The 21,986-nt window shown below is 74.1% G+C and carries 2 protein-coding genes; both read left to right on the forward strand.

What is annotated here, in order from left to right; genetic code table 11:
• The first annotated feature begins 3 nt into the window (after positions 1-3).
• Complete coding sequence (locus tag AZL_RS19520; protein WP_012976188.1) at positions 4-8,196, forward strand: non-ribosomal peptide synthetase; 8,193 nt, start codon at positions 4-6, stop codon at positions 8,194-8,196.
• Positions 8,193-21,929, forward strand: coding sequence for a non-ribosomal peptide synthetase (locus AZL_RS19525; RefSeq protein WP_012976189.1), 13,737 nt, complete (start codon positions 8,193-8,195; stop codon positions 21,927-21,929). The genes AZL_RS19520 and AZL_RS19525 overlap by 4 nt, the downstream gene beginning before the upstream one ends.
• Positions 21,930-21,986 lie beyond the last annotated feature (57 nt).

The following is a 21,986-nucleotide window of genomic DNA, read 5'->3' on the forward strand; positions in this document are numbered from 1 at the left end:
ATCATGACGACGACGGTCGACACCCACGCCATCGCCGAACGCCTCCACCGCCTGCCCGCGGAAAAACGCGCCCGCTTCCGCATCCAGCTGGCCGAGCGCGGCATCGACAGCTGGTCGCTGCCGATCGTCCCCTTCGCGGGCGACGGGCTGGACGGCGACAGGGCCGACAGCGGCCCGCTGTCGGCCGGCCAGACACGCCTGTGGGTGATCGACCGGGTGGAAAGCGTCGGTCAGCCGGCCGGCAGCGCGCTCTACAGCCTCGCCACCCGGATCGAGATCGCCGGCTTCCTCGACATCGCCGCCCTCGGCCGGGCGCTGAACGCGGTGGTCAGGCGCCATGAGGTGCTTCGGACCGTCTATGGGGACGATGACGGCAGCCCGGTCCAGCGCGTGCTGCCGTCCTGGCCCGATCCGCTCACCCTGGAGGAGGCGGCCGCACATCCGGAAGAGTTGATCCGGACGCTCTGCGACCGCCCCTTCGACCTTGAACGGGAGTTGCCGCTGCGCGCCCATCTGGTGCCGGCCGGCGACAGTCTCTGGCAGTTGCTGCTGGTCGTCCACCACATCGCCTTCGATGCCTGGTCGGAGGCGGTGCTGATCCGTGACCTTGGCCGCTTCTACGACCATCATGCCAACGGCGCCCCGCTGGCCGCCCCGTTGGCCGCCCCACCGGTCACCAAGCCGGCCGACCATCCCCGCCTCGGCCACCGCGATTTCGCCCGTTGGCAGCGCGACTGGCTGGACGGCACTGACTGCGCCCGCCAGATCGCCTTCTGGCGCGACCATCTCGCCGACGCGCCGGACGGGCTGTCGCTGCCGCTCGACCATCCCCGCCCGGCACGGCGCACCCATGAGGGCGCCGAGGTCGAGGCCGGGCTGCCACCCACCCTGATCGCCGGCCTCAACGCCCTGGCCGCCCGGCACGGCGCCACCCTGTACGCCGTCGCCCGCGCCGCCTTCGTCCTGCTGCTCGGGCGCTACGGCGACACCGACGACCTCGTGCTCGGCACCACCGTCGCCAACCGCCAGAAGGCGGAGCTGGCCGACCAGATCGGCTTCTTCGCCAACACCCTGCCGATCCGCCACCGCTTCGACTGGGCCGACAGCTTCTCCGCCTTCCTCGACACCGCCACCGCGGCGCAGGTGGAGGCGTTCGACAATCAGGATCTGCCCTTCGACCGGCTGCTCGACGCGCTGGAGGTCCGGCGCGGCGGCCCGCTGTCGCCGCTGTTCCAGGTGCTGTTCGTCCACCAGAACGTGCCGCGCGAAACCCTGCGCCTGTCGGAGCTGGAGTTGCGCCCGCTGCCGCTGGCCAAGCGGCGCGCCCGTTTCGACCTGACGCTGCGGCTGCACAGCGCCGACCGCAACGCGCGCGTCGCCCTGGAATACAGCAGCGAGCTGTTCGACGCGGCGACCGCCCGCCGCCTGCTCGACGATTATCTGTTCCTGCTGGAGCAGGTCGCGGCCGAGGACGGCAGGCCGCTGTCCGCCTACCGGCTGCGGCATGACGGGCCGACGCTGCGCGGAGCGGTTCCGACACCCGCGGCTGGAGCCGACGCGCTGACCGCCTTCAGCGTCCAGGACGGCGCGCGGACCGCGCTCCGCACCACCGGCGCCAGCCTGACCTATGCCGAGCTGTCGGCACGGGCCGACCGGCTGGCGGCGGTGCTGCGGCGGCAACCCGGCGGCACCGCCGCCGGCCGGGTCGGCATCCTGCTGCCCCGTGGAATCGACCAGCCGACCGCCATGATCGCCGCCTGGAAGGCCGGGGCCTGCTGGGTTCCGCTCGACGGCGCCCTGCCGGCGGACCGCCTGCGCTGGATCGCCGGGGACGCGGCGCTGACCGCCATCCTCGGCCAGGGGAACGCGCCGGACTGGCTGCCGGAGGAGGTCGCCTGGATCGACGTCGCCGCGGCGGTATCGGCTCCCATCGGCAGGGATGAGCCGCCCCCCGCCCCCCCCTCCCCCGACGCCCCGGCCTACGTGATCTACACCTCCGGCTCGACCGGGCGTCCCAAGGGGGTCGAGGTGCCCCATCGCGCCCTGGTCGCCTATGCGACGGGGGCCGCCGCCAGCTTCGGCTGGGCGCCGGACGCGACGCTGGTCGCCCTGTCCTCCGTCGCCGCCGACCTCGGCTTCACCAGCCTGTGGGGGGCGCTGCTGACCGGACGGACGCTGCGGCTGCTCGACGACGCCGAATGCGGCGATCCGGAGGCGCTGGCCCAGGCGCTCGACCGGGTGCCGGCCGATGTGCTGAAGATCGTGCCCTCCCATCTCGCGGCCCTGCTGGCCTTGCCGGACGCGCGGCGCCTGCTGCCGCGCCGCGCCCTGGTGCTGGGGGGCGAGGCGGCGCCGGCCGGGCTGCTGGACCGGCTGGCCGCGCTCGCGCCCGAGATGGAGCTGTGGAACCATTACGGACCGACCGAGACCACCGTCGGTGTCGCCATCCATCGGCTGGTGCCCGGACAGGGTATGGGGCAGGAGGGTCGGCAGGAGACCCACCTGACCCGGCCGCTGCCCGGCTGCACGCTGCATGTGCTGGACCGCTGGCTGCGGCCGGTACCGGTCGGGGCCAGCGGCGACTTGTGGATCGGCGGCCCGCAGCTCGCCCTCGGCTATGTCGGCGCGCCGGCCCTGACCGCCGAGCGCTTCGTCGTCGCGGCGGATGGCCAGCGGCTCTACCGCAGCGGCGACCGGGTGCGGCTGCTCCCCGCCGGCGCGACCGGCGAAACGGGTGGAATCGCCTTCCTCGGACGGGCCGATGGTCAGGTGAAGATCAACGGCTTCCGCGTCGAGCCGGGCGAGATCGAAAGCCAAGCCCGCGCGCTCGACGGAATTGTCCAGGCGGTGGCGCTCGCCATCGCCGGGCCGGCCGGCAACCGCATCGCCCTGGCCGTCGCCGGCTGGCGGGCCGGGCCGGAGGCCCTGCGGCGCCGACTGGCGGAAAGCCTGCCGCCCTACATGCTGCCGCGCGACATCCTGACCCTCGACAGCCTGCCGCTGCTGCCCAACGGCAAGATCGACCGGCGGAGCCTGACCGCGCGGATGACCGAGGCGGCCGACCGCGACACCGGGGCCGCCGCGCCGGCCTCCCCGACAGCCGCCCTGGCCGACCGCATCGGCAAGCTGTTCGCCACCGTTCTGGCCCGCGCGGTCGGGACGGACGATAATTTCTTCGGCGCCGGGGGGGATTCGATCCTCGGTCTTCGGCTGGCGGCGCTGGCGCGGACCGAGGGGCTGGCGATCACGCCGCGCATGCTGTTCGAGCATCAAACGCCTGCCGCCCTGGCATCCGCGTTGGGCGGCGACGCGGAGCCCGCCCATCCGGTGGAGCCCCCGGCCGCCGCCGCGGTGCTCGCGCTGTTCCGGGAGACGCTGCGACAGCCCGACCTGACCGCCGACACCGATTTCTTCGGCGCCGGCGGGGATTCGATCCTCTGCCTTCAGCTCGCCGCCAAGGCGAGGCGATCAGGGCTGGCGATCACGCCAAAGCTGATCTTCGCCCACCCGACCGCCGCGGCGCTGGCGGCGGCCCTGCCGGGCACGGCCGGTGCGTCGGCGACCGAGAGCGCCAGCGACGACGGCCCGATTCCCCTGCGGCCGATCCAGCGCTGGTTCCTCGCCCAGGAACAGCCGCGTCCGGGCCATTGGAACCAGTCCATCCTGCTGGAATTGTGGGAGCCGCCGGCCCCGGAAAGCCTGCGGGCGGCGCTGGACTGGCTGGTACGGCGCCATCCGGCCCTGTGCTGCGCCTTCACCAGGGACGAGACCGGCGTCTGGACCCAGCGGCGCCGGGATCCACGCCCCCTGCCGTTGCGGCAGGCCGGCCCGGTCCGGGATGCGGCGGCGCTCGCGGCTCTGCTGCCGGGCCTGCAACCGGACTTCGATCTGGCCGAACCGCCGCTGTTGGACGCCGTGCTGATCGAGGGACGCCCCGACGGCGGAACCGGGGAACCACCGGCCCATCTGCTGCTGTCCGCCCATCATCTGGTGGTGGACGGCGTCTCCTGGCGGGTGCTGGCCGAGGATCTATGGACTGCCTATCGCGCGCACCGCGACGACGGCCGCCTGCCCGACGCCGACGGGACCACGCATCGGGCGGCCCTGGCCGCCTTCCGCGCCAGCGCCGCCGCCGCCGAGGATCTGCTCGACCGCGCGCGCGCCTTCTGGAGCGGGCAATCCGGTGCCATGGTCGCCGCCGCGGCGGCGTTCCTGTCCAGAGCTGGAACGGGGGCGACGCCATCCCTGCTCAACCGCTACAGCGCCGAGCGGCATGACCGGCTGGACGCGGCGGCCACCGACCGGCTCGGCCCCAATCCGCGCGATGCGCTGCTGGCGGCCCTGTGCGACACGCTGGCGGAGTGGACCGGCCAGCCCGATCTGGCCATCGAGCTGGAAGCCCATGGCCGCGACGGGCTGGAGGGGGACGCCGCGACGGCCGTCGGCTGGTTCACCAGCCGCTACCCGCTGCTTGTGCGCTGGAAGGCCGGACTGTCGGCCGATGCCGGCCGCGCCGCCATCGCCGCCCAAATCGCCGCCGTGCCGGACGGTGGGCGCGGCTTCGGCCTGCTGCGCGACCGCGATGGCGGGCTGTCCGGTCTGCCGATCCCGCCGGTGGTCTTCAACCACCATGGCCGGCTGGCCGGCGGAACCGACGCTCCGTTGCGGCGGTCCCCGCTGCCGGTTCCCAACCAGCGCCACCCCGACAACCGCCGCATCCACCTCCTGGAGCTGGATACGGTGATCGAGGAGGGGGGCCTGCGGCTGCGCTGGGTCTGGCCGCGCGCCGCGACGGCGCTGGCGGAGCTGCCCGAGCGCTTCCTGGCCCATCTCAACGCCCATCTCAACGCCCATCTGGGCTCCCCTCCGGATGCCCGGCCGGACCAGCCCGACAGCGGCGGCGCTGCCGACCGCATGCCGCTGTCGCCGGTGCAGGCGGGCATGCTGTTCCATGCGCTGACCGACGGCGGACGCGGGCGTTATCTGAATCAGGTGGTCGTCCGGCTGGACGGGCCGCTGGATGCCGACGCTTTCCGCGCCGGCTGGCAAGCGACCGTCGACCATCACCCCGCCTTGCGCGCCGCCTTCGACTGGCCACGCGACGGCGAGCCCCATCAGGACATCGCCGCGCGGGCCGAGGTGCCCTGGCGCCTGCTTGACTGGAGCGGCCGGGCGGATGCCGGGAACGCGGTGCGCCGGGAGGCCGACCGCGACCTGGCGGCGGGGATGGATCTCACCCGGCCGCCGTTGATGCGGCTGACCCTGCTGCGGCTTTCCACCGACAGCCACGCGCTGATCTGGACACGCCATCACCTGATCGCCGACGGCTGGTGCACCGCCCGCCTGATCGGCGAGGTGGCGGAGCGCTACAGGTCGGCGCTGGCCGGCCACCCGACGGCGATCGACAGCCCACCCCCATACCGCCGCTTCATCGACTGGCTCGGGCGACGCGACGCCGAGGCCGGACGGAGCTATTGGGCGGCGCAGCTCGGCGACCTGACCGACGCCGCCCTGCTGCCGCGCGCGACGGTCGCCGGCGACGGCAGCCACCACCGCGAGATGTCGCTGGACGCTGGGCGGTTCGCCCGGCTCAGGCGGCGGGCGGCGGCGGCCAACGTGACGGTCAACACGCTGTGCCAGGTCGCCGCCGCCCTGGCGCTGGCCCGCCACACCGGCCGCGACGATGTCGTGCTGGGGATCGTCGGCGCCGGCCGGCCGGCCGATCTGCCCGACGCCGACCGGATGATCGGGCTGTTCATCACCACCACGCCGCTGCGCGTCCGCATCGACCGCAACGAGCCGCTCGACGCGCTGCTGCGCCGGGTCCAGCGGCGGATGAGCGAGAACCGCGAGCACGAGCACACGCCGCTCAGCGACATCCAGGCGGCGGCCCCGCTGCGCGACGCGCTGTTCGACACGCTGCTGGTGTTCGAGAACTACCCGCTGCCGCCCGGCACCGGCGACGGCCCGCTGAAGGTGACGCTGGAGCGGACCATCGAGAGGACCAACTACCCGCTGACGCTGGTGCTGATCCCCCGCGACACGCTGACACTCCGCCTGACCGCCGACCGCGCCGTCCTCGCCGACGCCATCGCCGACAGCGTCGGCGACATGCTGATGCTGCTGCTCGACCGCATGGCGGCGGATGACGGCGCGGCAACGGACGGAGCCGGACTGGACGGGTTGCTGTCGTTGCTTCCCGCCGACGACCTGTCGCGCCAGCGGGGATGGAACGCGACGGCGGTGGAGTATGGCGGCTTCGTGCCGCTGGGCCGGCTGCTGTCGGAACAGGCCGCCCGCAGCCCCGACGCCGTCGCCCTGCAATGGGAGGAGGCCGGACATGGTGCAAATCCCGGTGACCGCCTGACCGCCCGCCTCACCTACGCCGACCTGGACCGCCGCGCCAACCGCCTCGCCCATTGGCTGATCGCCGCGGGATGCCGCCCCGACGACCGCGTCGCCCTTTGCCTGGAACGCTCCCCCGAACTGGTCGTCGCCATCCTCGCCGCCCTCAAGGCCGGATGCGCCTGGCTCCCCCTCGATCCCGAGCATCCGCCCCAGCGCCTCGCCGCCATGGTCGCGGATGGCGGCGCCCGCCTCATCCTCGCCCACCAGCGGACCCGCGACCGCCTGCCCCCGGATCTTCCGCCAGACGGATGCGGCGTCCCCGTCCATCCGCTCGACCCCGCCGTCTCGCTCGCCGCCGGCTTCCCCGACCGCCTGCCCGACCGCCCGGTCGATCCGGCCCAGCTCGCCTACGCCCTGTTCACCTCCGGCTCCACCGGACGGCCAAAGGCCGTCGGCGTCCCCCAGGCCGGGCTGCTCAACCGCCTGCGCTGGATGCAGGACCGCTACCGCCTCTCCCCGGCCGACACCGTCCTGCAAAAGACACCCTACGGCTTCGACGTCTCGGTCTGGGAGTTCCTCTGGCCCCTGCTGACCGGCGCCCGCCTCGTCCTGGCCGGGCCCGGCGAGCATCGCGACGCCCGGCGGCTGAGCGAACTGATCGAGGGGCACGGCGTCACCACCCTCCATTTCGTCCCCGCCATGCTCCAGGTCTTCCTCGACGCCTTGCCGGACGGGCGCTGCCCGACCCTCGCCCGCGTCCTGTGCAGCGGCGAGGCGCTGCCCGCCGCCCTGCGCGACCGCTGCACCGCCGCCCTGCCCCAGGCCGAGCTCCACAATCTCTACGGCCCCACCGAGGCCTCCATCGACGTCACCGCCTGGGATTGCCGCAGCGAGACGGGGCCAAGCGTGCCGATCGGCCACCCCATCGCCAACATCCGCGCCTGGGTGCTCGACGACGCCCTCAACCCGGTGCCGGCCGGGGTGGCGGGCGAGCTGTATCTCACCGGCGTCGGGCTGGCCCGCGGCTATCTCGGCCGCCCCGACCTGACCGCCGCCGCCTTCCTGCCCAACCCGCTCTACGACCCGGCCGGCGACGGTCCCGACCAGCAGCGGCTCTACCGCACCGGCGATCTCGCCCGCCACCGCCCCGACGGCGCCATCGACTATCTCGGCCGCGCCGACTTCCAGGTGAAGATCCGCGGCCAGCGCGTCGAACTCGGCGAGATCGAGGCGGCACTCGCCGCCCTGCCGCAGGTCGCCGAAGCCGTCGTCGCAGCCTGCGGCGACAAGCGGGCGGACGGGCAAGCGGGCGGAGCCTTGTGGCTGACCGCCTGGCTGACCGCCAGGCCGGGCCAGTCCCTGCCCGATCCCGACGCCCTGCGCGCCGCACTGGCCGACCGGCTGCCGGACCATATGGTCCCCGCCGTCTTCGTCCCCCTCGACCGCATGCCGATCAACCAGAACGGCAAGATCGACAGAAAGGCCCTTCCACAGCCGGAACCCCCGCAATGCGGCGGCGAAGCGCCGGACGGGCCGGTGGAAACGGCCCTGGCGGCGCTGTGGAGCGACCTGCTCGGCCATCCCGTCGTCAGCCGCGACGCCCATTTCTTCCTGGCCGGCGGCCATTCGCTGCTGGTGCCGCGGCTGGTCGGCCGCGTGCAGGAACGGCTGGGGCGGGTGATCGATCTGGTCGCGGTGATGGAACATCCCGTTCTGCGCGATCTCGCCGCCCACATCGCCGCGCAACCGGCCACACAGCCCGCCACACGGCCGGAGGCCGTTCCGCCGGCCGCCTCCCGCAATGACAACGCGCCCGCAGGCGCCAGCTACGAACGGTTTGAGCTATGAGCCTCGAAGAGCTTCTCTCGTCCCTCGACCGCCAGGGCATCCGTCTGTCGGCCCGCGACGGACGGCTGGTGGTGGACGCGCCCGCCGGATCGCTGACCGAAGAGCTGCGCGGCCAGCTGGCCGCGCGCAAGGGCGATCTGCTGACCCTTCTGGACCGGAGGGATGACGTTGCCGCACCGGCCGGCGGGATGGCGGACGGGATGGCGGACGGGACGATTCCACGCCTGCGGCAGCGGTCCGGCATCCCCGCCTCCCCGGCGCAGCGGCGGCTCTGGCTGTTGCAGACGCTGGATCCGGAGGACTCCCGCTACAACGTCAATCTGCTGCTGGAGCTGAGCGGACGGATCGACGCCGCGGCGATCGCCCGCAGCCTCGACGCCCTGGCGGAGCGGCATGAGATCCTGCGGAGCGTCGCCCGCGAGGATGCCGGCGAGGTGGTGATCGACCTGCTCGACCGCATCGCCGTCCCGCTGGAGGACAGGAACGCCACCCCCGGCGAGGCGGATGCGCTGATCGAGGCGGCGATGGCCCGCCCCTTCGCCATGCGCCCGGCCGGACAGCCTGCCGGGCAGCCCGATGACGGTCCGCCGGAGCCGCTGCTGCGCGCCCTGCTGCTGCGGACCGGTCCCGACCGGGCGCGGCTGCTGCTGACCTTCCATCACATGGTCGTCGACGAGGAATCGCTGAAGATCCTGGCCCGCGACTGGAGCCGGCTCTACCGGCATCCCGAGGAGGCCACGGCGACGCCGGTGGTCCAGCATGCCGACGCCGCGGACTGGCTGCGCCGGCGCCTCGACGGCGCGGCGCGGGACCGGCTGCTCGCCCATTGGAGCGAGGCCCTGGGCGGCGAGCAGCCGGCCCTGACCCTGCCCGCCGATCCGGCGGCCGACCCGACGGCCGGCGAGCATGCCGGCGCCCGCATCGACCGCAGGCTGCCGCGCGCCACCGTCGAGCGCATCGGCCGGCTCTGCGCCGAGCGTCGCCTCACCCCCTATGTGCTGCTGTTGGCCGCCTATCAATGGACGCTGTCGCGCTGGAGCGGCCAGCGTGACCTGAGGGTGGCGACCCCGGTGTCGGAACGCAGCCATCCGGCGCTGGAAGGGGTGGTCGGGCCGATGATCAACACCCTGGTGATGCGGGCGCTGGTGACCCCCGGCATGACCGGGGCGGAGCTGCTGGACCGGACCCGGCGGACCGTCCTCGACGGCCAGCGCCACGGCGGCCTGCCCTTCGAGCTGCTGGTCGATCACCTGCGGCCGGCCCGCGACCTCCAGGGCGAGCCGCTGGCCCAGACCATGTTCAACTATCTACGCGGCGGGGAGCGCGCGACGCTGGAACTCGGCGACCTGACGGCGACGGCGCTGCCGGTGCCCGAACGCAGCGCCAAGTTCGACCTGTCGCTGTTCGTCACCGCGCCGGCCGGTTCCATCACGCTGTCCCTCCAGTACCGCACCGCCCGTTTCGCCGCCGCCACGGTCGAACGCTTCGCCGACCATCTGCTGCATGTCCTCGACGCCCTGCTGAGCGCCACCGACCAGCCGCTCGACCGGCTCGCCGCCCTTCCCGCCTCTGACCTGTCGCGCCAGCGGGGATGGAACGCGACGGCGGTGGAGTATGGCGGCTTCGTGCCGCTGGGCCGGCTGCTGTCGGAACAGGCCGCCCGCAGCCCCGACGCCGTCGCCCTGCAATGGGAGGAGGCCGGACATGGTGCAAATCCCGGTGACCGCCTGACCGCCCGCCTCACCTACGCCGACCTGGACCGCCGCGCCAACCGCCTCGCCCATTGGCTGATCGCCGCGGGATGCCGCCCCGACGACCGCGTCGCCCTTTGCCTGGAACGCTCCCCCGAACTGGTCGTCGCCATCCTCGCCGCCCTCAAGGCCGGATGCGCCTGGCTCCCCCTCGATCCCGAGCATCCGCCCCAGCGCCTCGCCGCCATGGTCGCGGATGGCGGCGCCCGCCTCATCCTCGCCCACCAGCGGACCCGCGACCGCCTGCCCCCGGATCTTCCGCCAGACGGATGCGGCGTCCCCGTCCATCCGCTCGACCCCGCCGTCTCGCTCGCCGCCGGCTTCCCCGACCGCCTGCCCGACCGCCCGGTCGATCCGGCCCAGCTCGCCTACGCCCTGTTCACCTCCGGCTCCACCGGACGGCCAAAGGCCGTCGGCGTCCCCCAGGCCGGGCTGCTCAACCGCCTGCGCTGGATGCAGGACCGCTACCGCCTCTCCCCGGCCGACACCGTCCTGCAAAAGACACCCTACGGCTTCGACGTCTCGGTCTGGGAGTTCCTCTGGCCCCTGCTGACCGGCGCCCGCCTCGTCCTGGCCGGGCCCGGCGAGCATCGCGACGCCCGGCGGCTGAGCGAACTGATCGAGGGGCACGGCGTCACCACCCTCCATTTCGTCCCCGCCATGCTCCAGGTCTTCCTCGACGCCTTGCCGGACGGGCGCTGCCCGACCCTCGCCCGCGTCCTGTGCAGCGGCGAGGCGCTGCCCGCCGCCCTGCGCGACCGCTGCACCGCCGCCCTGCCCCAGGCCGAGCTCCACAATCTCTACGGCCCCACCGAGGCCTCCATCGACGTCACCGCCTGGGATTGCCGCAGCGAGACGGGGCCAAGCGTGCCGATCGGCCACCCCATCGCCAACATCCGCGCCTGGGTGCTCGACGACGCCCTCAACCCGGTGCCGGCCGGGGTGGCGGGCGAGCTGTATCTCACCGGCGTCGGGCTGGCCCGCGGCTATCTCGGCCGCCCCGACCTGACCGCCGCCGCCTTCCTGCCCAACCCGCTCTACGACCCGGCCGGCGACGGTCCCGACCAGCAGCGGCTCTACCGCACCGGCGATCTCGCCCGCCACCGCCCCGACGGCGCCATCGACTATCTCGGCCGCGCCGACTTCCAGGTGAAGATCCGCGGCCAGCGCGTCGAACTCGGCGAGATCGAGGCGGCACTCGCCGCCCTGCCGCAGGTCGCCGAAGCCGTCGTCGCAGCCTGCGGCGACAAGCGGGCGGACGGGCAAGCGGGCGGAGCCTTGTGGCTGACCGCCTGGCTGACCGCCAGGCCGGGCCAGTCCCTGCCCGATCCCGACGCCCTGCGCGCCGCACTGGCCGACCGGCTGCCGGACCATATGGTCCCCGCCGTCTTCGTCCCCCTCGACCGCATGCCGATCAACCAGAACGGCAAGATCGACAGAAAGGCCCTTCCACAGCCGGAACCCCCGCAATGCGGCGGCGGCGAGGCCCGCAACGAGGCCGAGGGCATCCTCACCGCACTCTGGCGAAAGCTGCTGCGTGTCGACGGCGTCGGCATCCACGACAATTTCTTCGTGCTTGGCGGCGATTCCATCATCAGCCTGCAACTCTCCGCCCAGGCCCGGCTGCAAGGCCTGCATTTCGAGCCGCGCGCGGTCTTCCGGCACCAGACCATCGCCGCCCTGGCCGCCCATGCCGGCCGCGAACCTGTCTCCGTGCGCGCCGATACCGTCCCCGCCACCGGCCCGACGCCGCTGACCGGCATCCAGCGCTGGTTCTTCGACAGCTTCGATGACGGCGACACGTCGGTCCCCGACCATGCCAACCAGGCGGTGTTGCTGGCCTCCGACACCGCCATCGACGAGGACGCCCTGCGCCGCGCCCTGGCCGGCCTGCTGGCCGACCACCCGATGCTGTCGGCCCGTTTCCACCGGGATGGCGCGGGGACCGGCGGATGGGTGCAGGAGATCCCGGCGACGCCGGCCCCGCTGTCGCTGCGCGCGGCCACCATCGCCGAGTCCGATCCGGAGCGCCGCCTCGCCGCCATCGACGCGCTGGTCGCCGCGACCCAGGCCAGCCTGTCGCTGGCCGACGGCCGCCTGATCGCCGCCGGCCTGATCCGGCTGGGCGGGGACGGCGACCGGCTTCTGCTGGCGATCCACCATCTGGCGGTCGATGGCGTGTCCTGGCGCATCCTGCTGGACGATCTCGCCGCCGGATATGCCGCAGCACTGGCCGGGCGCGGGGTGCCGCACCGTCCATCGTCGGTCTCCTTCCGCCAGTGGGCGCTCGAGGAGGAGACGAGGCGGACCGCCCTGGCCGCCGGCCCGCGCCTTGAGGACGAGGTCGCGGCACGTCCCGGCGGCCTGCCCTTCGACCGGCCGCTGCCGGCGGAAGGATGCCGCGTGCGCAACCAGCGCCGCCACAGCGTCACCCTGCCGGCCGAACAGGCCCGCCATCTCGTGCAGTCGGCCCCGGCCGCCTTCCGCGCCGGTCCCGAGGCGCTGTGCCTGACCGCACTGGCCCGCACGCTCCAGCGCTGGCGGATGCGCCGGGGGGTGGCGCCGGCTCCGCTCACCCTGTTCGTCGAGGGGCATGGCCGCGACCTGTTGCCGCTCGACAGCAGCCGGACGGTCGGCTGGTTCACCCGACTGCAACCGCTGCGCCTGCCCGTCGAGGCGGACCAGCCCCTCGCCGCCGCCCTGCTGGCGACCCGCGCCGCCCTGGCCGGAACAATGGCCGGAACATCCGGCTCCCCGGACTCCGACATCCCCTATCTGCTGCGCCGGGACCGCTCCGACGACGCGGCGGCCTCGGCGACCGGACTCCTGTTCAACTTCCTCGGCCATGTCCAGGAACGGGCGGGCGCCTTCCGCCGGGCGCCGGAACCGCTCGGTCATTTCCGCGCCCCCGGCAACCGCCTGCCCTTCGCCATCGAGGTCAACGCCTCGATGGGGACCGCCGGCCTGACGGTCAGCTGGCAGACGGCGGGCGAGGTGCTGGACGCCGCCACCGTCGACGCGCTGGCGGCCGACATGATGGCCGAACTCCACGCCCTGGCCGCCCTCTGCGCCGATCCCGGCGAGGGCGGCGCGCTGATCTCCGACTTCCCGCTCGCCGATCTCGCCCCCGGCGACCTCGACCGGATCGCGAAGCGCCATCCGCTTGGCCGGGTCGAGGACATCCTGCGCCTGTCGCCGATGCAGCGGGGCATGCTGCTCCACAGCCTCGGCGGCGATACGAATGACGGCGGCGGCCATTATGTCAGCCAGACGGTGGTGCGCTGCGAGGGCGCCCTCGACGCCGATCTGCTGCAACAGGCCTGCCAGCGCACCATCGACCGCCATCCCGCCCTGCGCACCGGCTTCCTGCTCGACGGGACGGCGCGGCAGATCGTTCTGCGGCGGGCGCGCTTCGCGCTGCGTTGGGAAAGCCTGCTCGACGCCGACGGGACGGAACAGGCAGAGGCGATGGAGCGCATCCGGCGCGAGGACCGGGCGGCGCTGGCGCTGGACCGGCCACCCCTGCTGCGCTGCTCGGTGCTGCGGCTGGCTCCCCGCGGCTTCCGCATCGTCTGGACCATCCATCATCTGGTGATGGATGGCTGGAGCCTGCCGATCCTGACCGGCGAGGTGCTGCGCCATTACGACGCGCTCCGCCGCGGCCTGGAGGCGGCCGACCTGCCCGCCCCGGTGCCCTACCGCGACTTCATCGCCTGGCTCGGCCAGCGCGATGCCGAGGCCGATGCCCGCTTCTGGCGGGAGGAGCTCGCCGGCTTCCCCGGCGCCACGCCCCTGCCGGGAGCCTGGACACGCGGCGGCCTCGGCTACCACACCGAAGAGCATCGGATGGAGGAGGCGGAACAGGGTGCGGAGGACCGGAACGGCGCCGCCCTGCGCCGGCTGTGCGGCGACCGCCGCCTGACGCTGAACAGCGTGATCCAGGGGCTGTGGGGGCTGGTGCTCGCCCGCCATGCCGGAGCCGCCGAGGTGACGGTCGGCGTCACGCTCGCCGGCCGCCCGGCCGACCTGCCGGGGGCCGAGCGCTGCCTCGGCACCTTCATCAACACCGTCCCGCTGCGCCTGCGCCCCCAGGCGGAACAGACACTCTCCGCCTTCCTGGAACAGGTGCAGGAGAAGGGCGCGCTCCTCGCCGGACACGGCCACGCGCCGCTCGCCGCCATCCGCGGCTGGGCCGGCAATCCCGACAGCCTGTTCGACAGCATCCTGGTGTCGGAGGCGCTGCCGCCCGGCGAGGCCGCCGGCACCGCCGGCCTCGTCCTGACCCGCGAGACCACGGAGGTGCGCAACAGCTATCCGCTGACCCTGCGCATCGTCCCCGGCGCGATGCCGCGGTTCGACCTGCTCATCGACCATGACCGCATCGACCCGGCGGTTCCCCGCCGGATGCTGGCCGACCTCCTGAGGCTGCTGGCCGGGTTGCCGGAGCTGATCGACCAGCCGCTCGGCGCGCTGTACCGCCGGCTGGCGCCCGCGGACGCGGGGATGCCGCCCGTGGCCGAGGCCGATTGCGCGCTGTCCCGCCTGCTGTCCCAACCCGGCGCGGCGATCGCCCTCGACGAGGCCGGCGAGCGGACGGACTACGCCACGCTGGCCGCCGCCGCCGGCCGGATCGCCGCCCGGCTGAAGGCGGCCGGCGGCGAGGTGGGCGGCGAGTCCGGCGGCGTGGTGGCGATCGTGCTGCCGCGCACCCGCCCGCACATCGAGGCGATGATCGCGTCCTGGTGGCTGGGTGCCGCCTGGGTCGCGCTGGATCCGGCCCTGCCGCCGGCCAGGCTCGGCTGGATGGCGGCCGATAGCGGCGCCACCGTCGCGGCCGGCGAGGGCGGGCGGCCGGACTGGCTGCCGCCATCCGTCGCCTGGATCGACCTCGGCGCACCGCCACCGATGCAAACCCCGCCCCCCGCCCCGGTGCGCGGCCTGCCGGACCGGGTGGCCTATCTGCTCTACACCTCCGGCTCGACCGGCCAGCCCAAGGGCGTGGCTGTCACCCACGGCAATCTGGTGGGCTATGTCGACGGCGTGATGCCGCATCTCGACCTGCCCGCCGGCGCCAGCCTCGCCACGCTCGCCACCGTGTCGGCCGACCTCGGCCTGACCAGCGTCTTCGGCGCCCTGCTCACCGGCCGCCGCCTATCCCTGGTCCCGCCGGAGCTGGCCTTCGATCCGCCGGGGCTGGCGCGCCATCTCGCCACCCATCCGGTGGATGCGCTGAAGATCGTGCCCGGCCATCTGCTCGCCCTGCTGGCGGTGGAGGATCCCGCGCGCATCCTGCCGCGCCGCTGCCTGATCCTGGGCGGCGAGAGCCTGCCCCCCGCCGCCCTCGACCGGCTGCGGCGGCTGGCGCCCGCCTTGCGCATCGTCAACCATTACGGCCCCACCGAGACCACCATCGGCGCCGCCGCCGGCCCGCTGGACGGCGACAGCGACGGCGACGGCGACCATATGACGCTGCCGGCCCAACTGCCGGTTGGACGGCCGCTGGACGGCGCCCGCGCCTATGTGCTGGACGGCGATCTGGAGCCGGTCGCCGGTGGCGCCGTCGGCGAGTTGCACATCGGCGGGCTCGGCGTCTCGCGCGGCTACCATCGCCGCGCCGGCCTGACCGCCGAGCGCTTCCTTCCCGACCCCTGGCTGCCCGGCCGCCGGATGTACCGCACCGGCGACCTGGTCCGGCGCGACGGCGACGGCCGTCTGGTGATCCTCGGCCGCAGTGACGATCAGGTGAAGATCCGCGGCTTCCGGGTCGAACCGGGCGAGCTGCGGCAGATTCTGGCCGGGCTGCCCGGTGTCGAGGATGCCGCCGTCCTGGTGGTGCAGGGTCCGGCCGGCGCCCGGCTGGGCGCGCTGGCGGTCGCCCCCCGCCAGCCGGCGGGCGCCCTTCTCGACGCGCTGTCCCGGCTGGTGCCGGATCAGCTGATGCCGGCGGAACTACGCTGCGTCGCGGCATTGCCGCTGACGGCCAACGGCAAGCTCGACAAGCAGGCGGCGGCGCGGCTGCTGGCCGAGCCGGCGGGATCCGCCGCGACGCAAGAGCCCCCCTCGGCCGGTGACGACCGGCTGGAACGCCTGACCGCCTTGTGGGCTGACATCCTCGGCCGGGACGGCTGCGGGCCGGACGATCACTTCTTCGGGCTCGGCGGCGATTCGATCCTGTGCCTGAGGCTGATCGCCCGCGCCTCGGCCGTCGGCATCCCGCTGACCGCGAGGCTCGTCTTCGAGAACCCGACACCGGCCCAACTGGCGGCGGCGCTGGCTCCGTCGGCGCCGGCGCGGTCTCCCGACGCGGCAGCGGCCGGACAGCCGGACACAGCCTCCACCGCCAGCTCCGTCGCCGGGCTGCTGCGGCCGCTCTGGGCCGAGCTTCTCCACAAGGAGGTCATCGCCGACGACGACCATTTCTTCCGTGCCGGCGGCGATTCCATCACCGCGCTGCGGCTGATCGCCATGGCGGCCCGGCAAAACCTCCGCCTGACCGCCCGCGACCTGTTCGAGCATCCGGTCTTCGCCGATCTGGTCCGCCATCTCGACCCGCCCAGGGCCGGTGCGCTGTCCGCGCCGGCCAACCCGCCACGAACGGAATCCCGGACGACGGAAGCCACGCTGGCGCCGATCCAGCACTGGTTCCTGGAAATGCCGCAGCCCCATCCCGACCATTGGAACCAGGCGGTGATGCTGGCGCTGCCCGAGCGGCCGGACGGGCTGGAGGGGACGGCGCTGGCCGCCGCGCTCGGCACCGCCGTCGCCGCGCTGGCGGCCTCCCAGCCGATGCTGCGCGCCCGTCTCGACCGGTCGGGGGATACGCCCCGCCTGACCATCGCCGACGGCGCCGACCCCCGCATCTTCGCCACCGTCGCCTGTGCCGACGAGGCGGCGGAGCGGGAGGCGGTGGCCGCCGCCCATGGCGGCCTGTCGTTGCGCGACGGCCCGCTGTTCCGCGTCGTGCTGCTCGTCCCCCCCGCCGGATCGACGCGGGAAAGCCGCCTGCTGCTGGTGGCCCATCATCTGGTCGTGGACGGCGTGTCCTGGCGGATCATCGCCGCCGAGCTTCGATCCGCCTTCACCACGGCGGCGCGCGGCGGGCGTCCGGCCCTGCCCGCCCCGATGCCCTTCGGCGACTGGAGCGCGGCGCTGGCCGCCCAGCCCGGCGACAGGCTGGAGCCTTCCCGCCGCTATTGGGCGGCGCTGGCCGCCTCGCCCGCCTGGGGGGAACTGGTGCGCGGCGCCGATCCGGGAACGCTGGCCGGCCTGCGCAAGGTCGAGCTGACCCTGGATACCAAACGGGCCGCCGCCCTCGCCCGCCTGCCGGAGGGCATCGAGGCGACCCTGCTCGGCGCCCTGGTCCGGGCGCTGGCGGAGTGGCAGAACCGAAGCGATCTGGTCATCGAGCTGGAAGGCCATGGCCGCGAGCCGGAGGCCTTCGGCGACGGGCCGCTGGCCGCCCTCGACCCCAGCCGCACCGTGGGATGGTTCACCAGCCGCTATCCGGTCCATCTCCGCGACGACCCGTCGCTGGCGGACGGCGAGCTGCGCGCGTCGATCCGGCGGCAACTCGATGCCGTGCCCGGCCGCGGGCTGGGCTATGGGCTGCTGCGCTACCTGCATCGGGATCGGGACCTGCCGCCGCATCCCCAACTGGTCTTCAACTATCTGGGGCAGGTGCGCAGCGAGATCGGAGGCGATGCCGGGGCCATCGCCGAGGGCTGGCGCCTGCTGCCCGACGCGGCCGGCCAGGCCCGCCATCCCGACAGCCGGCGGCGCCAGCTCATCGAGGTCACCGCCCAATTGCGCGATGGCGAACTGCACCTTGTCTGGTCCTATCCGGGCCGGCTGCCGCAGGGCCCCTTCGTCAAGGCGACGGCCGACCGCGTCCTCGACCTGCTCGACGGCATGGCGGCGGCGGCGGTCACGGAGGAGCCGGCGGCCGGGGCACGGGCGCAGACCGGCGGCATGGCCGCCCATGCGCCGGAACGGCTGCCGCTGACGCCGCTGCAACAGGGCATGCTTTGGCACACGCTGGCCGCTCCCGGCGAGGGCGTCTATGTCAACCAGACCGCCGTCCGGATCGACGGGCCGCTCGACATCACCGCCTTCACCGCCGCTTGGGAGGACACGGTGGCCGCGGAAGCCATCCTGCGCACCGGCTTCCATGCCGGCGGCGCCGAGGGTCCGGAACAATTCATCCTGCCGGCCGCCACCATGCCCTGGCGGTTGGAGGACTGGAGCGGGCGCGGCGAGGCGGAGGCGCGCTCCGGCCTGCATCGGTTGATGACCGACGATCGCGCCGCCGGGTTCCGGCTGGACGACCCGCCTCTGATGCGGCTGCATATCCTGCGATTCGCCGATGATCGCCATTGGCTGCTGTGGAGCCGCCATCATCTGATCGTCGACGCCTGGTCGACCGGCCTGCTGATCGGCGATGTCTTCCACCGCTACCGCAACCGGCTGGGGGACGGGCGGCCGGCACCGGTGCCGCGCCCGCCCTTCGCCACCTATGTCTCCTGGCTCGCCGGCCGCGACGCGGCGGCCGACGACGCCTTCTGGCGCGCCGAACTCGCCGACGCCGCGCCGCTGCCCGCCTTCCCGGCCGGGCCGAAGGATGCCGGCTTCGAGCTGGCCGACCACCGGCTGCCCGACGACATCGCGGCCGCGGCGCGGGCATTGGCCCGCGAGGCCGGGGTGACGCTGAACAGCGTGGTCCAGGCCGCCTGGGCGCTGGCGCTCGGCCATCGCACCGGCAGGTCCGACATCCTGTTCGGCATGACGACGGCCGGCCGGCCCCCGGCCCTGGCCGGTTCCGACCGCATCCTCGGCCCCTTCATCAACACGGTCCCGGTCCGCATCCGCCTCGACCCGGCCGACGGCGTCTGGACGCTGCTCGACCGGGTCCAGCGCCAGGGGCTGACGGTGCGCGAGCACGAGCACACCCCGCTGGCCGACATCCAGCGCTGCGCCGGCCTCCAACGCGGCGACAGCCTGTTCCAGTCGCTGCTGGTCTTCGAGAACGAAAGCATGGGAGAGGCGGTGGAGCTCGGCGCCGGCCTGCGCCTCGCCCCGCTGTCCGGCCATGAACGCACCAATTACCCGCTCACCGTCACCGTGCTTCCGCGCAACGGGCTGACCCTGCGCGTCGCCCATGACGGCCGCCGGATCGCCGGCCATGCCCTGTCGGCGCTTCTGACCGAGTTCGCCGGGATGCTGGGCGCCATGGCGGAGGATGGCCGGCGCCCGATCGGCACGCTTCCCCGTGACCGCTCCCTCTTCGCGGGCGGCCTGGACCAGGGCCCGCCGGTGGCGGCCGAGCCGGGCTGGTGGGTCGGGTCGGCGATCCTCGCCCGCGCCGACGCCGCACCCGACGCGGTCGCGGTGGAAACCGCCGCCGGCCCGCTCTCCTACGGCACGCTCGCCCGTTCCGCCAACGCCGTCGCCCGCGGCCTGCGCAAACGCGGCATCGGCCCGGAACAGCGCGTCGCCATCGCCCTGGAGCGCGGACCCGACCTCCTCCCAAGCATCCTCGGCGTCCTGCTCGCCGGCGCCGCCTATGTCCCCCTCGACCCGGCCCAGCCGCGAAGCCGCATCGCCGACATCCTCGATCAGGCCGATGCAAGCCTCCTCATCGCCCCGTCCGATGCCGCCATCGCCACCACCGCCATCGCCACCGCCACCCCCGACGCCCTCATCCAGGACGGCGACACGGCGGGTGACGAGGACGGCGGGAACGCGCCGCCGCCCTGCCCGCATCCCGACCAGGCCGCCTACGTCATCTTCACCTCCGGCTCCACAGGGCGGCCCAAGGGCGTCACCGTCCGCCATGCCGGCCTGTCCAACCTGCTGCGCGCCATGGCCGCCCGCCTGCCGCTGACCCCAAGCGACCGCTGGCTCGCCGTCACCACCGTCGGCTTCGACATCGCCGCCCTGGAGCTCTTCGCCCCGCTCATCGCCGGCGCCGCCATCGTCCTCGCCCCCGAGGCCGCCCAGCGCGACCCCGCCGCCCTGCTGCGGCTGGCCGAACGCCACGGCACCGGCGTCCTCCAGGCCACACCGGCGAGCTGGGCCATGCTCGCCGAACGCGACAGCCCGGCCTGGACCGGGCTGCGCGCGCTCACCGGCGGCGAGGCCCTGCCCGCAGCCCTCGCCCGCCGCCTGCTCGCCCGCGGCGTCAGCCTGATCAACGTCTACGGCCCGACCGAGACGACCATCTGGTCGACCGCCACCAGCGTCGACGGCGCCCTCGACGACACCGCCCCGGCGGTGCCGATCGGCGGGCCGCTCGACAACACCGGCCTCCATGTGCTGGACGGCGCCCTCAACCCGCTGCCCCCCGGCGCCGAGGGCGAGCTGTGGATCGGCGGCGACGGGCTCGCCCGCGGCTATCACCGCCGCCCCGGCCTCACCGCCGCCGCCTTCCTGCCCGACCCCTTCGCCACCACGCCCGGCGCCCGCATGTACCGAACCGGCGACCTCGTGCGCCGACGCGCCGACGGCGCGCTGGACTTCCTCGGCCGCGGCGACTTCCAGGTCAAGCTGCGCGGACACCGCATCGAACTCGGCGACATCGAGGCCGCCCTGCTCGCCCAGCCCGGCGTCGCCGCCGCCGTCGTCCGGCTGTGGGACGGCGGACCCGGTGGCGGGCCCGACGCCGCCTTCCTCGCCGCCTATGCCGCCGGGCCCGCCAACGCGCCCGATAACCGGCTCGACGGCGACCGGCTCCGCGCCGCCCTGGCCGAGCGGCTGCCGGCGGCGATGGTGCCGGCGGTGGTCACGGTGCTGCCCGCCCTGCCGCTGAACCCCAACGGCAAGATCGACCGCAACGCCCTGCCCAGGCCCAGCAAGCCGCGGGCCGCCACCCACGCCCCGCCACAGGGCGACACCGAGCTCTGGCTCGCCGGCATCTGGAAAACCATCCTCGGCATCGAGGCCGCCTCCGAGGCCATCGGGCGCGACGACGACTTCTTCGCCCTCGGCGGAAACTCCCTCTCCGCCACAAGGCTCGTCGCCGCGATCCGCGATCGGCTCGAACTGCCGGCGCCCTTCACCTTGCCGTTCCTTCATCCGGTTCTGAAGGACATGGCGGCGGAGTTGCAGGCGGCCGGGCGGCGGGATGGCGAAACGCTGGTCACGCTCCAAGCCGGCCGGCCGGAGGCCGCGCCGCCGCTGTTCCTGTTCCATCCGGCCGGCGGCCATGTCCGCTCCTACGTCCCCCTGGTCCAGTTCCTGGCCGCCGATGTCACGGTGCATGGCCTGCAATCGCCCCAACTGGCCGACCCCGCCGTCCAGCCGGGCTCGATCGACCAGCTCGCCGATCTCTATACCGATCTGATCCGCCGCCGGCAGCCGGACGGGCCCTACCGGCTGTTCGGCTGGTCCTTCGGCGGCTGGCTGGCGACGGCGGTCGCCGCCCGGCTGGAGGCGTCCGGCGCGCTGGTGGAGTGGGTCGGCGTGGTCGATGCCCGCACCGATCTGCTCCGCGGCCGGCTCGACCTGCCCGACCTGCCGCTCGCCACCCCCTTCATCGCCTGCCTGGATGGGGCCACGCAACGCCGGCTGTTGGAGGCCCACCGCCCGGCCTGCGGCGAGCTGGAGCGCGAACTCGCCACCCTGCCGGAGGCGGCGCGCGGCGAGCGGGCGCTCGATTGGCTGCGGGCGACAATGCCGGCCGCGATGGACCGGCCGCGTGACCTGCAAGCGTTGCAGATGCGGTTGTTCATGGATTGCCACCGCTTGATGGGGGACTTCGCCTTGCCCAGGCTGACGGCTCCCCTGCATGTCTGGTGGGCCGATCAGACACTGTCCGACGCGCCGTTCCGCAAGGGTGCCGATCCCAACGAATGGGCGCGGGTTGGACAGACGACCGTCCAGGTGGTCGAGGGAGACCACCAGTCGATCCTGCGTGCCCGCGCGTTGGTCCAGGCCCTTCAAGCCCTGCTGAACCGATCCAAGGCGGCCGGAAGCCATTCGGCTTGAGTTGCGCCGCCGGGCGCGGGGGTTCACCCGCGCCCGGCGGTCAGGGCCTGGCCGGCG

The sequence above is a fragment of the Azospirillum sp. B510 genome (genome assembly GCF_000010725.1).
Classification (GTDB): Bacteria; Pseudomonadota; Alphaproteobacteria; order Azospirillales; family Azospirillaceae; genus Azospirillum; species Azospirillum lipoferum_B.